The organism is Paraburkholderia sediminicola (assembly GCF_046027355.1).
Classification (GTDB): domain Bacteria; phylum Pseudomonadota; class Gammaproteobacteria; order Burkholderiales; family Burkholderiaceae; genus Paraburkholderia; species Paraburkholderia sediminicola_B.
Genome location: NZ_JAQQEK010000008.1, coordinates 58,650 through 73,064, shown reverse-complemented (window position 1 = coordinate 73,064; position 14,415 = coordinate 58,650). Strand labels below are relative to the sequence as shown.

General features: G+C 63.9%; 14 protein-coding genes. 1 reads left to right on the top strand and 13 read right to left on the bottom strand.

Going from position 1 to position 14,415, the window contains the following annotated elements; genetic code table 11:
• Positions 1 to 179 precede the first annotated feature (179 nt).
• The 6 genes from PQR42_RS15675 to PQR42_RS15650 all read right to left on the bottom strand — a co-directional run bounded on the left by PQR42_RS15675 (position 180) and on the right by PQR42_RS15650 (position 5,409).
• Complete coding sequence (locus tag PQR42_RS15675; protein ID WP_408386714.1) at positions 180 to 2,270, bottom strand: family 2A encapsulin nanocompartment cargo protein cysteine desulfurase; 2,091 nt, start codon at positions 2,268 to 2,270, stop codon at positions 180 to 182.
• Complete coding sequence (locus PQR42_RS15670; protein ID WP_011493308.1) at positions 2,245 to 3,177, bottom strand: family 2A encapsulin nanocompartment shell protein; 933 nt, start codon at positions 3,175 to 3,177, stop codon at positions 2,245 to 2,247. Before PQR42_RS15670 ends, PQR42_RS15675 begins: the two co-directional genes overlap by 26 nt.
• 110 nt (positions 3,178 to 3,287) lie before the next feature.
• Positions 3,288 to 3,563 carry a helix-turn-helix domain-containing protein gene (locus tag PQR42_RS15665; protein WP_408205599.1) on the bottom strand — a complete coding sequence of 92 codons (276 nt, stop codon included), beginning with the start codon at positions 3,561 to 3,563 and terminating at the stop codon, positions 3,288 to 3,290.
• Entirely contained in the window at positions 3,560 to 4,540 is a 981-nt protein-coding gene (epsC, locus tag PQR42_RS15660; protein ID WP_408205600.1) for a serine O-acetyltransferase EpsC, read from the bottom strand. Before epsC ends, PQR42_RS15665 begins: the two co-directional genes overlap by 4 nt.
• Positions 4,541 to 4,585: 45 nt before the next feature.
• Positions 4,586 to 5,053 carry a rhodanese-like domain-containing protein gene (locus tag PQR42_RS15655; protein ID WP_408386716.1) on the bottom strand — a complete coding sequence of 156 codons (468 nt, stop codon included), beginning with the start codon at positions 5,051 to 5,053 and terminating at the stop codon, positions 4,586 to 4,588.
• A gap of 197 nt (positions 5,054 to 5,250) precedes the next feature.
• Positions 5,251 to 5,409, bottom strand: a complete 159-nt coding sequence (locus PQR42_RS15650; RefSeq protein WP_408205602.1) for a hypothetical protein — start codon at positions 5,407 to 5,409, stop codon at positions 5,251 to 5,253.
• Between the two features lie 412 nt (positions 5,410 to 5,821).
• Between PQR42_RS15650 and PQR42_RS15645 the strand changes: the two genes are divergently transcribed.
• Positions 5,822 to 6,418, top strand: a complete 597-nt coding sequence (locus PQR42_RS15645) for a nitroreductase family protein (RefSeq protein WP_408386718.1) — start codon at positions 5,822 to 5,824, stop codon at positions 6,416 to 6,418.
• A gap of 49 nt (positions 6,419 to 6,467) precedes the next feature.
• Here PQR42_RS15645 and PQR42_RS15640 read toward each other — a convergent pair whose 3' ends face one another.
• The 7 genes from PQR42_RS15640 to PQR42_RS15610 all read right to left on the bottom strand — a co-directional run bounded on the left by PQR42_RS15640 (position 6,468) and on the right by PQR42_RS15610 (position 14,402).
• Positions 6,468 to 6,785 (bottom strand): 4Fe-4S binding protein, encoded by a 318-nt coding sequence (locus tag PQR42_RS15640; RefSeq protein ID WP_408205604.1) that lies wholly within the window; start codon positions 6,783 to 6,785, stop codon positions 6,468 to 6,470.
• Entirely contained in the window at positions 6,782 to 8,431 is a 1,650-nt protein-coding gene (locus PQR42_RS15635; protein ID WP_408386720.1) for an FAD-binding protein, read from the bottom strand. Before PQR42_RS15635 ends, PQR42_RS15640 begins: the two co-directional genes overlap by 4 nt.
• A 49-nt stretch (positions 8,432 to 8,480) precedes the next feature.
• On the bottom strand, positions 8,481 to 9,293 hold the full coding sequence (locus PQR42_RS15630) for an ABC transporter permease (protein WP_408205606.1): 813 nt from the start codon (positions 9,291 to 9,293) through the stop codon (positions 8,481 to 8,483).
• A 20-nt stretch (positions 9,294 to 9,313) separates the two neighbouring features.
• Positions 9,314 to 10,114 (bottom strand): ABC transporter ATP-binding protein, encoded by an 801-nt coding sequence (locus PQR42_RS15625; protein ID WP_408386722.1) that lies wholly within the window; start codon positions 10,112 to 10,114, stop codon positions 9,314 to 9,316.
• Between the two features lie 34 nt (positions 10,115 to 10,148).
• Entirely contained in the window at positions 10,149 to 11,186 is a 1,038-nt protein-coding gene (locus PQR42_RS15620; RefSeq protein WP_408386723.1) for an ABC transporter substrate-binding protein, read from the bottom strand.
• 44 nt (positions 11,187 to 11,230) lie between these two features.
• Entirely contained in the window at positions 11,231 to 12,163 is a 933-nt protein-coding gene (locus tag PQR42_RS15615; protein ID WP_408386725.1) for a TauD/TfdA dioxygenase family protein, read from the bottom strand.
• 805 nt (positions 12,164 to 12,968) lie between these two features.
• A complete protein-coding gene (locus PQR42_RS15610) occupies positions 12,969 to 14,402 on the bottom strand; it encodes an NAD(P)-binding domain-containing protein (protein ID WP_408386727.1) in 1,434 nt (477 codons plus the stop codon).
• Positions 14,403 to 14,415: the final 13 nt, after the last annotated feature.

The following is a 14,415-nucleotide window of genomic DNA, read 5'->3' as shown; positions in this document are numbered from 1 at the left end:
CAATACTGGCAAGCGGTCAAAGCCGTGATCACTGCTCCCGCGCGTTAGTCGAGCCGAAGTTCGCGTGCTTCAATCAGCGACGCGCACACAACGCGTCTAACGCCAACCCGCTGGTTTGAAAAAGCCATTGCGCAAGTGAGAGTGAGAAAAGCGGCGGCCATCGCGACCGCCGCTTATCGTCAACGTCGTGACGACAGCCTTCGCACCACCGACACCAGCGCGTCGACTTCATCGCAAGTGTTGTAGAACGCGAGGGACGGCCGCACGGTCGCTTCGACGCCGAAGCGCCGCAAGATCGGCTGCGCACAGTGATGCCCCGAGCGCACGGCGATGCCCTCTTCGTTCAGCGCCTGCCCCACTTCCTCGGTCTCGTAGCCCTTCAACACGAAGGACAATACGCTGGCCTTGTCGCGCGCCGTGCCGATCAGACGCACACCGGGCACCGGTTGCAGCACGCTCGTCGCATAAGCCAGCAGATCGTGCTCATAGCGCGCGATGTTCTCGATGCCGACGCGCTGAACGTAGTCGATTGCCGCACCCAGCCCGACCGCATCGGCGATATTGCCCGTGCCGGCTTCGAAACGATTCGGCGGAGGCTGGAACACGGTGCGCTCGAAAGTCACGTCAGCGATCATGTTGCCGCCACCCTGCCACGGCGGCATGTCTTCCAGAATCGCGCGCTTGCCGTAGACCACGCCGATGCCGGTCGGACCGAACACCTTGTGACCCGAGAACACGAAAAAGTCCGCGTCGAGCGCCTGTACGTCCACCCGCATATGCGACACCGACTGCGCGCCGTCGACCAGCGCCTTCGCGCCCGCGCGATGCGCCAGTTCGACGATTTCCTTGACCGGCACGACCGTGCCGAGCGCGTTGGACACCTGCGTGACCGAGACGATCTTCGTCCGGTCGTTGAGCAGCCGCCGATATTCGTCGAGCAGGACCTGGCCGCTGTCGTCCACCGGAATCACGCGCAGCTTCGCGCCGGTTTGCGCGGCAAGCTGCTGCCACGGCACGATGTTGGCGTGATGCTCGAGGTGCGAGACGATGATCTCGTCGCCCTCGCCGACATGCTTCACGCCCCACGTCTTTGCGATCAGGTTGATCGCCTCGGTGGTGCCGCGCACGAAAATGATTTCCTCCGGCGACGCCGCGCCGATGAAACGCTGCACCTTGCTGCGTGCGGCCTCATAGGCGTCGGTGGCGCGGCCGGCCAGCGCATGCGCCGCGCGATGAATGTTCGAGTTTTCATGCGCGTAGAAATACGCCAGCCGGTCGATCACCGCCTGCGGTTTGTGGGTGGTCGCCGCATTGTCGAACCACACGAGCTGACGGCCGTTGACACGCTCCTGCAGGATCGGGAAATCCCGGCGGATCGCATTCACATCGAATGGCGGATGGGCCGACGGCCCGGCATGCGGCACGCCGTGCGCCGCGCCGGATGTCTGCGCAGGAAAGCGCGACGGCTCATTCAGGTTCAGAAAATAATGCGCGCCGTCCGTATGCTGCGACGGCCTCGGGGTCGACGCCGCGTGCGAGGCGGCCGGACGGTCGTACGGGAAACGTTGCTCGGCAAGCGGTTCATCGACAGCGGGCAGACCGAACGATTGCGCACTCACCTCGTTCCACACCGGCACGACGATATCCGGCGACGCCGCTGTCGACGAGTGAGGCTGGCCCGATTCGCCCAGAAAATAATACGGCGATGCAGATGCCGGCGAGACCGGCGACGCAACTGACGCGGGCGACGCACCGCCGGCCGACGGACGCTGTGCGCCATGTCCCTCTGGCACACCCAGCGCGGCTCCGCCAAAGCGCGGATCGAGTGCGGGCGCAACGGTCACCACATTATCCGGCAAGCCGTTCGCCGCCGTGGCATGTGGCGCCAAGGCGGGCGCGCGATTACCCAGCGAGAGCACCTGCGTCGGCGCCGAGGGCAGCAGGTTGCCACCAGGCACATGGCCTTGCGGCAACGCTGCGCCGGGCACGCCGGTGCCCGTGCCGCCCGGGCCCGCGAGTGGCGAGCCGGCCGGAGCCGGATTGCTGATTTCGCTGGTCACGGGCGCCGTGAACGGCAGCGTGCCCGCGACACCGGGCGTCGCGCCCGCGTGCGCGGCGTTGCCCGGCAATGCCGAGAAGAACGCATTGGCCAGCGACGCCAACGTCGCTGGATCCGGCAAGCCCGCAGGCAAACCCCCAGGCGGACCGGTCGGCACATCGTGCGGCAGGACGCTGTCCATGGGCTTACTTGTAGGTGTCTGGGTAGTCATGGTACTTGCCGATCTCCACGTCATCGAGAACTGCCAGCGCGTCCGGCGAATGCACCGCGAGCGAGCAATAGAGCGAGATCAGATACGACGCGATCGCATGATTGTTGATGCCCATGAAGCGAACCGACAGACCCGGACCCTGCTCGCCGGCCACGCCCGGCTGGAACAGGCCGACCACGCCCTGGCGCTTGTCGCCCACGCGCAGCAGCAGGATCTTGGTCTTGCCGTCGGCGACCGGCACCTTGTCCGACGGAATCAACGGAATACCGCGCCACGTCAGGAACTGCGAGCCGAACAGGCTGACGGTCGGCGGCGGCACGCCACGGCGCGTGCATTCACGGCCGAAGGCGGCGATCGCGAGCGGATGCGTCAGGAAGAACGCCGGCTCTTTCCATACCTTGGTCAGCAATTCGTCGAGATCGTCGGGGGTCGGCGCGCCGGTCAGCGGAAACACGCGCTGCTCTTCGGCCACATTCGCGAGCAGGCCGTAGTCCGGGTTGTTGATCAACTGGCTTTCCTGCAACTCCTTGATCGTCTCGATCGTGAGGCGCAGTTGTTCCTTGATCTGATCGTGCGGGCTGCTGTACAGATCCGAGATCCGCGTGTGCACGTCGAGCACCGTGCTGACGGCATTCAGGAAATACTCGCGCGGCTGCTCTTCGTAGGGCACGAAGGTGCGCGGCAGAATACTCTCGTCTTCGCGTGCGGTGCAGGCGGCCACCACGGCTTCGGGATTCTTCACCTGGTTCAGACGATAAATGCCTGCCTCGACCGGCAGCCATTGCAGCAGATGCGTCAGCCAACGCGGCGTGATCGTGGCGAGTTGCGGAACGGTTTTGGTGGCATTGGCTAGTTGCCGTGCTGCGGTATCGCCGAGCGCCGTCAGGCCGCCCACTGTTGCTGTCATCTGAAGCTCCGGGGTTGATAGAAGAAAAACGGGAAAGCTTATGAGCGAAAGTGATTATCGGGAGGCAACCCCGGCCCTTCAACATGCTATAGACGGCAACCGAAGGTCTGCTAACTCGCTGGGACCGGGTCGACACGTGCGGGATGCGCGAGTGCGGAGATGTCCGCGCCGTCGGAAGATGGATTGAGCAGGCGTTCGATCGGCACCTGGAACGCGCGGGCCAGCTTATCGACTGTGACGATCGACGCGATGGCGGAACCGCGTTCGATCTCGCCGACATACGATCGGTTGAGTCCGGCGTGCTCGGCCAATTGCTCCTGCGACCAGCCGCGTGCCTCGCGAAGGCGCCGCACGGCGGCGCCGAACTCCCTGACGAGTCCGCTCATCGCGCGGCCCCCGCCGCCGCGATATGCTCAGCGCCTGCGTGAACGCGCGGTGTACGGTCGAGACCCGCGGCAGCGCTCGTGCCTTCGTTGCGCGACACCGCCTGCGTCACATGCGAACCCGGCGCGACGTCCTGTGTCAGCCACACATTGCCGCCGATCACCGAACCCTGTCCGAGCGTGACGCGTCCGAGAATCGTCGCGCCCGCATAGATCACGACGTCGTCCTCGACGATCGGATGACGGGCGTGGCCTTTCTCCAGATGCCCCTGTGCATCGCGTGGAAAGCGCTTCGCGCCCAACGTGACGGCCTGATAGAGGCGCACCCGTTCGCCGATGACGGCCGTTTCGCCGATCACTACACCCGTTCCATGATCGATGAAGAAGCCGGCGCCGATCTTCGCGCCGGGATGGATGTCGATACCGGTTTGCGCATGCGCGAGCTCGGCGACGATCCGCGCCAGCAGCGGCAGGCCCAGCCCATAAAGCTCGTGGGCGAGCCGGTGGTGAATCATCGCCAGCACGCCCGGGTAGCAGAGCAGCACTTCGTCCACGCTGCCCGCCGCGGGATCGCCGTGAAACGCCGCTAACACGTCGCTGTCGAGCAAGGTGCGAATCGCCGGTAGGCGCGCCGCAAACGCGCGCACCGCGATGGCCGCCTGAGTCTCGATCGTGTCGGCGGGCGGCGGCTGATGCCGGCTGCGGTAGTGCAGCTCCAGCCGCGCCTGGGCGAGCAGCGCGTGCAGCGCGGCGTCGAGCGCATGCCCGACGTAGAAGTTTTCGCTTTCCTGACGCAGATCGGGTGGCCCGAGCCGCATCGGAAAGAGCACGCCTTTGAGTGTATCAATGATCTCCGCGAGCGCCTCGCGCCCCGGCAATTCGCGCCCGCCCGGTTCGAGCGAGCGCTTCTGCACTTCGCGCCATTGCTGGCGGACCGTCTGAAGCGCTTCAACAATCTCATCGACATCAAACACAGCCACAGCGGTTACTCCCCGTAAAGTGCAGCGTGGACGACCCGGTTCGCTTCAGTCCTGAATCCACGGGAGCCCGTGAAAACGCCAACCATTGCTGGCGCCGCGCCGTTGCGCCTCATCCAGTTCCCCTTCAAAGCCTTCCAGAACGTTGAAGACCTGCGTGAAACCGGCCTTCGCGGCGGCCTCGGCGGCTAGCGCCGAGCGGTTGCCGCTGCGGCACAGCAACAGCACGACCGCATCTTTGCCAGTCTTGGCTTCCAGCTCACGCACGAAGCGCGGATTGCGCGTCAAACTGGTGCCGGTTGCCCAGGCGACATGCAGACTGTCCGGCACGAGTCCGACAAATTTGCGTTCTTCGGCAGTGCGCACATCCACCAGTACCGCGTCGCCGGCCTGGACGAGCGCCCACGCAGCCTGCGGCGACACGCCGCCCGCGTAGGACAGGCCGGCTTCGGTCGCGTGGGAGCGGGCGGCTTCGAGCAGCGCGTGGGTGGGTCGTTCTGCGAGTTCAAGCGTCATGACGTCTCCTTCGATATCGCGCGAATTCTTACGCGCTGGTTCAAGGCACCGGCGAAAGCAACCGCCTATAGCCATCAGGAGACACTATGAAAGAGACGCGGCCGAAGCCGAACCAATTAATTGTGATTTCTAAAGAAGCATCGGTTTGGTCGCTCCGGCTCGCGGCCACCTGCTCCACGCCACCGTCCGCCGCGAGCTCATTCCGATGGCATGTCGAGCGGCACGACAAACATGCCCGCGGTGTATTCCATATGGAAATAGCCGCAGCGTGCGTAAGCCGCGATGCGTTCGAGCCGTTCGGGAGACTGGCATGCGTAGCCGGCGGTGGGTGTCTCGCGCGTGGTTTGTTCAGACATGACGGGTGCGCGATTTGACCATTGCTTTCGCAGACTTCGCACAGGATGCCGAAGGCCGCCCCAGATCAGCGTCGTTGAAAGCGTGGCCATGTGGCCTCCGTCGATTCATTGCCCTACCAATGAATCTAGCGGCCTGAAAATGGAAGCGCAAACAAGGTTTTGTGGATTGGTTTTCGGAAAATGCATTCAACGCTAATCACGCCGCGCGCAGAAAGACGCTTCGACATGACTTCGGGCATGAAGACACACGTCGAGCCGGATTGGCAAAGTCGAATCGATGGCGGAATAACGTTGCGAGAATAAATCGGTTCAGTCACGCAGAGCGCTCGGATAAAGTGATCCGGCATCGCCTGGGGCACCCCTGCCCCTCAGGCTCGAGCGTCGATTACTTTCTTCCCAGGAGCAACCATCCATGACGACATCGAACGCACGTACGGCCGAACATTCGATCGACCGGCAATTCCTCGACCGCTGGTCGCCGCGCGCTTTCCGTTCTAATCCCATCCCCGAAGCCACCTTGCTGACGCTTCTCGAAGCGGCCCGCTGGGCGCCCTCTTCCTATAATTCCCAACCTTGGCGATTCGTCTATGCAAGACGCGACACGCCTCATTGGGACCAATTCCTCGGATTCCTCAACGAATTCAATCGGGGTTGGGCGCAACACGCGGCGGCGATTGTTATCGTGCTGTCGAAGAGCACGTTCACGTCGCCCGGCGGCGCGGCCGAAGTCCCCGCGCCGACTCATTCGTTCGATACCGGCGCCGCGTGGGGCTATCTGGCGCTACAGGCCAGCCTCTCCGGCTGGCATGCACACGGTCTGGCCGGCATCGAGCGCGAGAAGATCCGCCAGGCGCTCGCCGTACCCGACATCTATTCGATCGAGGCTGCTATCGCGATCGGCCGCGCGGGCGACAAGACATCGCTGCCGGAGGCGCTGCAGGCGCGCGAAGTGCAGAGCCAGCGCAACCCGCTGTCCCTCATTGCGTCCGAGGGGCGACTCGCGCTCTGACGAGTTGGATTCGACCCGGCGCGCCTCGATGCGCGCCCCGTGCGCTCGTTCAATGCGCCCGAACCAGCAACTCGTAGCTCGCGTCCTGGTTCGCGGTCGACTGCCGTTGGCGCCCCCAGCCGACTGCGCGCCGGTAGTGCCCGAACACCGTTTCGCCGAGTTCACCGACCGGCATCGGCTCGACCTGCGGCGCGACGAACAGTGCGTCCTCCGGACAATACAGCTCGCACATGAAGCAGGTCTGGCAATCGTCCTGACGGGCAATACGGGGCACGCCGTCTTGCACGGCGTCGAACACATTGGTGGGACAGGCGCGCACGCAGATGTTGCAGCCGGTGCAGCGCCCGCTGTCGACGATTTCGATCATGCCGCCACTCCTTCGGTTTGGGCAATTGGCCGCGGCACGCTCAGCCTGTCGATCCAGACTTCGTCCAGTCCGCCGCTCAACAGACGCTGCCTCTGCGACGGGTCGAGTGCGGCATGCTCGCGGCGCCGATGCATCCCGCGCGTCTCCGTGCGTTGCTGCGCGCTGCGATACATCCAGCGCGAAGTGGCCAGCATCGCCGCCGCTTCACGCGCGCGCACGGCATCCAGCGCAGTTCGCGCCGGAGCGGCACGTCGCACGCGATGCCATAGCGCATCGAGCCGCGAGAGCGAGTCGTCGAGCAGATCGCCCTGGCGAGTCCAGTTGCGCTGCGTCGGAAACACTTCGTGCTGCACGCCGCGAATCACCTCATTGCTGTCGTAAGGCGCCGTGCCGCCGCCGTCGCGTAGTCCTGCGCCACCCGCACGCAACACCCGGCCCTGGCGGCCGCCGGGCCCACGCGAACGGGCATGGTCCGCCGCGCCCGCACCGGCCCAGAAGCCGGACGACATGGCCCACGCGGCGTTATGGCTGCCGCCGCCGGTAAAGCCGCCGCAGATCAGTTCACGCGTGGCTGCGTCGCCGGCCGCATACAGCCCCTCGACCGAGGTCGCGCATGTCTCGTCGATCAGATGAAGGCCGCCGGTGCCGCGCACCGTTCCTTCGAGACGCAGTGTGACAGGGAAATGCTGCGTGAACGGGTCGATGCCGAGCCGGTCGAACGGCAGGAAGAAGTTCGGTTGCGCCGTGCGCATCCAGGCGCGAATCTGTTCGTCGGCGCGATCGAGGCAGGCGAACACCGGTTGGGTTTGCAGCGTCTGGGCGATCACACCACGCCCGTGCGACGAACCCGCGCCCGGGATCACGGACCCGTCGCGGTAGTAGAACGTCGCCCAGTTATAGAATAGCGATTTCGTCACCGATGAAAACGCCGGCCCAAGGCCATAAGCGTTCGAAAACTCCATGCCCGACAGCGCCGCCCCGGCTTCGGCGGCCATCAGCTGGCCGTCGCCGGTGAGCACGTTGCAACCCAGCGCATTGCTGAGAAACGCACAGCCGCCCGTCGCGATCACGACTGCGCCCGAGCGCACGATCCACGCGTCGCCGGCCTGGCGATCGACGCCCGCCGCACCGGCTACCGCGCCGCTTTCATCGACCAGCAGTTCCAGCGCCGGGCTGTGATCGAGTATGCGGACGTTGGCTTCCTTGACGCGCTTGCGCATCAGGCGCATGTACTCGGGTCCTTGCAACGACGTGCGTCGTTGCTGGCCGTCTTCGTCGACCGGGAAGGGATAGCCCCACTCGGCCAGGTGCTGCGCGTTGATCCAGGTCTGCTCGAGCACGCGATCCATCCATGACTGTTCGGCGAGTTCTCCGCCCAGCTTGAAACGGCTCGCTTTCGCGTGGCCGCGCGCGTCGTCGCCGGGCGGCACGTACCAGACGCCCGTGCCGGCCGGCGCGGTCGCGCCCGACGTGCCGCAAAATCCTTTGTCCGCCAGCACCACGCGCGCGCCATTGGCCGCTGCGCTAATCGCCGCCCATGCGCCGGCCGGACCGCCGCCGATCACGAGGACCTCGGCATCGTGCCGCACCCCGCTGTCCGCGGCCGTCACCGGCGGCCGGGCGTGTTTTCCCGCATTGTCCGTCATGAAAGACATTCCCTAAGTGATGCGCCGGGTGCCCGGCGAAGTTGAACGCTCAGCGTTCGCCCTGCCAGGCCGTCAGCCGCCGTTCCGCCAGCAGGACGGCGTGATTGAACACGAGACCGAGAAGCGCGAGCGTGACAATGCCCGCATACATCTTCGGAATCTCGAACGTGAATTGCGAGTAGTTGACGAGGTAGCCGAGTCCCGCTTTCGCGCCCACCATCTCGGCCGCGATCAGCACGAGAATGGAATAAGCGCCCGCGACGCGAATGCCCGTGAAAACAGTCGGCACCGACGCGGGCAGCACGACCTTTCGAAAGAGCTGCAACGGAGTCAGCCCCATCGAGAGCGCGGAGCGGATCAGCAATGGATCGACATTGCGCACGCCGCTCACTGTGTTGAGTACGACAGGCCAGATGCACGAGTACACGACCATCGAGACTTTCGAGGTCTCGCCCATGCCCAACACCAGCACAAAGACGGGCAGCAGCGCGAGCGGCGCCGTATTGCGAAACAACTCGAGCAGCGGATTGAGGATCTCCGCAAGCGTGCGATACCAGCCGATCACAAGACCGAGCGGCACGCCGATGGCCACCGCGATCGCAAAGCCGCCCACGGCTCGCGTCGCGCTGGCAATCAGATGTTCGGAGAGCTCGCCCGAGCGCACCATCTCGAACAGCGCGCCGAGCACCGTCGAGAACGGCGGCAAGAACGTCGCATCGACCCATCCCGCGCGCGGCAGAAGCTCCCACAGCGCACAGAAGGCGACGATGGCTACGCTGCCACGCAGCACGCGCGGCAACGCAGTGACGACACCCGAGGCAAGCGAGTTTGCCGACGAGATTCGTGTCGATAAGGTACTCATCACTCAAACTCCTTCCTGTATCAAGCCGCATGCGCGACAGCGAGGCGCGACACCGCCCGCCGCTGATGCGTCAATTGCCAGATCTCGTGTCTGAGCCGCACGAATTCCGTGGTCGAGCGCAGATCTTCGGACAGGTCGTCACGTTGGAGATGCACATCGAGCGCATGGGTGATACGACCGGGTGCGGCCGCCATCACGAGGACCCGTTGGCCGAGATAGATCGCCTCATCGATTGAATGCGTGATAAACACGACTGTCGTACCGGTGCGTTGCCAGATGCGCAGCAGTTCGTCCTGCAAGGTCTCGCGCGTCTGCGCGTCGAGCGCGGCAAACGGCTCGTCCATCAGCAGCACGGCGGGCTCGAAGGACAGCGCGCGAGCGATCGCTACGCGCTGCTTCATGCCACCGGATAGCTCATGCGGATACCGGTCCCCGAACCCACCGAGGCCGACCAGATCGAGAAACGAACGGGCACGCGCGGCACGCTCCGCCTTGGGAACGCCCTTCGCTTCCAGACCGAACTCGATGTTGCCGAGCGCCGTCTTCCACGGAAAGAGCGCGTATTGCTGGAACACGATGCCACGATCGAGCCCCGGTCCTTCAATCGCCTTGCCGTCGATCAGTATCTGCCCGCGATCCGGCTTCGCGAGCCCGGCGACCAGATCCAGCAAGCTCGTCTTGCCGCAGCCGCTCGGACCGACGAGCGTAACGAACTCGCCCGCCTGAACGTTGAAGGACACGTCCTCCAGCACGCTGAAGTGTCCGCGCCGCTTGAGATGAAATCCCTTCGTGACGTTGCGCACGCCGATTGCAGCACCCATATTCCCGGGCCTCGTGATTCGACGCGGTAGCCGCCTAATGGGCCGCCACCGACTGGTTGAACGGATTGAACTGATTCGAATAGATGTTTTCGGGCTTCACCTGATCGGGCTTCAGCACCCCGTTTTTCACGTACCAGTCGATATAGGTCGTGAAGTCGTTGGCGTCGATCAGGCCGCCCTTGCCGCCCACGCCGGCCGATTTCCAGTAGTTGACGATCGAGGTGTCTTCATTGCGATGCCGCGTCTCCACGATCTTCTTCAGACGCGCGACCACTTCCGCACGCGGCGTGTTCTTCGACCATTCGATCGCGCGCGCCGTACCGTCGACGAATTTGCGCACCGTGTTCGGGTTCTGCGCGATGAAGCGGTCCGTGAACAGATAACTCGCATAGCCGAACGAGCCGAAGAGCTGATAGTCGGTGGTCAGCAGCGTCGCACCGCCGTCCGCGAGCAGCTTGTCCTTGATGATGTCTTCGAGGAACACGGCATCCAGTTGCTTCTGCCTGAGCAACTGCGCGAGATTGACCGGCGGCGCGGCGACGAACACCACCCGCTGGATCTCTTCCTTGGACAGGCCGGCCTTCTCGAGATACGCGGTCACCAAATATTGTTCGTAAGCACCCGGCGTATTCACGCCGACCTTCCGGCCGATCAGGTCACGCGCACTATGAATCGGACTGCCTTGCAGCACGAACAGTCCGCCATTGGTCTCCTTGTCGGTGCCGACGTAGGAAATCACCGCCTTGACGGGCGCATGCGCCGCCACCAGCTTGACGATCGAACCGTTGAACGCACCGCCGAAATCGACGTCGCCGGTGACCGCCGCCTGGATGTCCTGCGGCCCGCTGATCGTATTGCCCACCCATTTGAGTTTGATCGGCGCAAGGTAGCCCAGGTCTTCGGCGAGTTCGGGATACAACACCTTGCTGGCCCACCCCTGATAGCGCAGTTCGAGCTTCTCGGGGGTTTGCGCCAGCGCGGCGTTTCCGAAAGACACCAGGCCTGCGACGAGCGCCGGCAGATAAAACAGGCGAGCAACACGATGCCGCAAGTGACGCGCGGTTGGCTTCATGCTTCGATCTCCGTGATCCAACGTTGACGGTGGACGTGCGCCGCTCAGAACACGCCGTCGTGTTCCAGCGTGATGCGGTGAATACGCCGGCGCGCCGACCCGTAGTCGCGCGCCGCGTAATGCTGCACCTGACGGTTGTCCCAGATCGCGACATCGCCGGCGCGCCATTCGAAGCGGGCCTGCACTTCCGGCGTCTTGATCAGGTCGTAGAGATAATTCAGCAGACTCTGGCTGGCCGTCTTCGACACGCCGAGCAGATGGCTGGTATGCCCTTCATTGACGAACACCAGCTTGCGGCCGTTTTCAGGGTGTGTCTTGATGACCGGCACTTCGATGGGCGGATACTTTTGCGAGGCATCGCGCACCCGCGCCAACCCGGCCTCCACACTCTGCTCGCTCGTGCCTTCGGGAATGTCGTAGCCGCTCAGCAGATCGGACAGCGCGTTCTTCTTCGGCGACGCAATGAAGGTATTCACTGCTTTCAGCTTCTCGAAGTAGCGGGCCAGATTGGGATCCAGCAAGTCGTAGACTGCCGCCGACGAGGTCCAGATCGTGTCGCCGCCACCCCCCTCAGGAATCTCCTGCGCGTGGAGGACGGTGGCTTTGGGCGGCTGCGACTGCCATGAAACATCGACGTGCCAGTTGTCGGTGCCGCCCGATTGTGTTTTATCGCTGTGGGCGATGACCTCGATCTCCGGAAAGCCCTCGACGGCCGGCAGATAGATATTCTTGCGGATCGGGGTGCCGAAGATCCGCGCAAGCGCGACATGCTGTTCTGACGTAAGCGTCTGTTCGCGAAAAAAGATCACGCCATGCTCGACCAGTGCCTGCCTCACCGTTTGCTGGTTGTCATCACTCAGCGGTTTTGACAGGTCGACGTTTTCGATCACCGCGCCGATCAATGGCTTGTATCGGCGTACGCGAAGCTCCTGATGAGCGGCGGATTGCTGATGCTGTTGCTCGAGCACTGTACTCATGGCGTCCTTCTCCTTGGGGTCGATGGCGTGGTCCATGAAAGCAGCATCGATGCGGCGTCGGCAACCAACGATTCAGCGCATGCATATGCGTTGGCGTGCGATTCGATTAGTCGCCGTCACGGCAAAAAGAGTCCATGAAAGAAGCACTTTGGTTCGAACAAAAGCTTATTTCGAAGGCCGTTGCTACTTGCCTATAGTTGAAGGTTGGGCGATTCGCAGCGCGTGATGCATTTGCCTGCTATCACAGATGCATCCACGCGGCCGCGACGCAACGCACTCGTATCGCTTTGCAAATACCCAATCGATATTGGCGTGCGCTCGGAACTGCTGCCGATAATCATCTACGTCGTTCCTGAGGATAGGTACTTCGAGGCCCTGCTTGAGCGGATCGGCACGCGCGCCGCGCTGTACGATCGCGAGAATCGATTCTTTTACGAAGACACCGAGGAGTTGAAGGAAGCCGGATTTCTGCGTGCGAGCGTGCCGGTTGAGAGGGCGAACGAGAATCGCCAGGCTTCTGGCCGCGAAGCAGCACGCGGTGGACGGCGCACTGCGCGTCGTGAATCTCTCACTGCAAATTGCGGGAGCGGGAGCGTTGGCAAGACAGGCCGAGTTGGAGCGGCCTGTATCGCGATGTCCGTGCCCGGGCCTTCCATCCGCCTCATGCCGACGCCTCGCATGAGGTAATCGGCCAGGCATGGCTCGGAGTGCTGGATCTGGTGTGAACGAATTTTGGTCTACAACTGCGGTTGCGGGCGTCGCCGACGCCCGCGTGTTTTTCAACTACTCATTCTCACCTGCCGCATCAGGCGTTCGAAGCCTCACGCTGCCATACGCTCGACGCATACGCGGACTCGTCGAAGTCAGCAGGAATCTCCGCGGCTAGGCGCTTCGCATGTGAGCCGATATCCGCGAGAAACAGATCGCGGCTAATGCGCCGGACCACCGCTGGAATATCGCGCTTCATGCTCGGCACGTCGCCGACCGGCACGCCGGCACTGACGAAACCTGCCGGATTGTAGACGTGAAGGTCCTTCAGATACGGCGCCTGTCCCGGCGACTTCTCCAGATACTCGAGCGCCGCGCCGAGATACGGATGCGCACCGAGCCCTTCATCGGCGTCGCTCGCGGGAGGTGTGTACTGATCGCGCCACAGCCGGATCTGCGGCGCGAACCCGGCCAGTTCCGGCCGCGCCGACGGATCGATGAAATAGCCGGTGCCGGCGATGGCGAAGTCGAATCGAAACGTTTCGTCCGACACTTGCGCCACGATGTGCCCTGCTTCCTCACGCGCGGATTCCCATTGCGCGCCAGGATGTAGATGGAAATTCGGAAAGCGCGTGACACGCTCGATCGAGTCCAGCGGCGCCGTCGATCCCGAGCGCTTGAAGCGAAGCGCCTGCGCCCAGCGCAATGCGTCAGGCAGATCGAAGTAGTTGTCGTAAGCACCGGGGTAAGCACGCGCGCGCGATACCGGTACGGCCGCCAGCGTGGCGCGGCGCACGAACAGATGCACGCCGGCCGCGCCCGCTTCCAGCGCGGTCGCCGCGGCATCGAAGGCGGACGCCGCACCGCCGAGCACCGCCACCGATTTACCACGCAACGGGGCGAAGTCGATGGCCTGCGACGTATGCGCGACAAGCGACGCGGGCAACTGCGCCAACACGCGCGGCACAAACGCGCCACCGTTGCCCGCGACGCCGTTGCACAGCAACACCTTGCGGGCGGTCTCGACTTTCGCATTACCATTGACCTCGAGGTGCAAGCGGAAGTGCCCGCCTACTGGCTCGATTCTGATCAGCCGTGTCGCGTACCGAATCGGGATCTCGAGAAATTCGCGGTACCACGCCAGATAGTCCGCCCACTGTTCGCGCGGAATACGATCGATCTCGCGATATGCCGCCGCGCCGAAGCGCGCTTCATACCACGCCTGAAAACCGAGCCCCGGTAGACCGACTTCCGGCCCGACCAGCGACTTCGGCGTGCGCAGCTTGTTCATGCGTGCGCGGGTGCGCCACACGCCGGCTGTCGATGCATCGTCGGCCGCATCGATCACGCTGACACGGCCAATGCCGGCTCGCCGCAGCGCGAACGCGAATGCACAGCCGGTCTGGCCGCCGCCGACAATCAGCACGTTGTGGTCGATGCCTGGCTGGTCCGGCACCCAGTTGTCCGGCGCCGGTCCGAGCAGTTCAAGTGTGCGGCTCGCCTCGTGGTCGGGATAGGCAGTCTGTGTCATCAATCAATTTTCC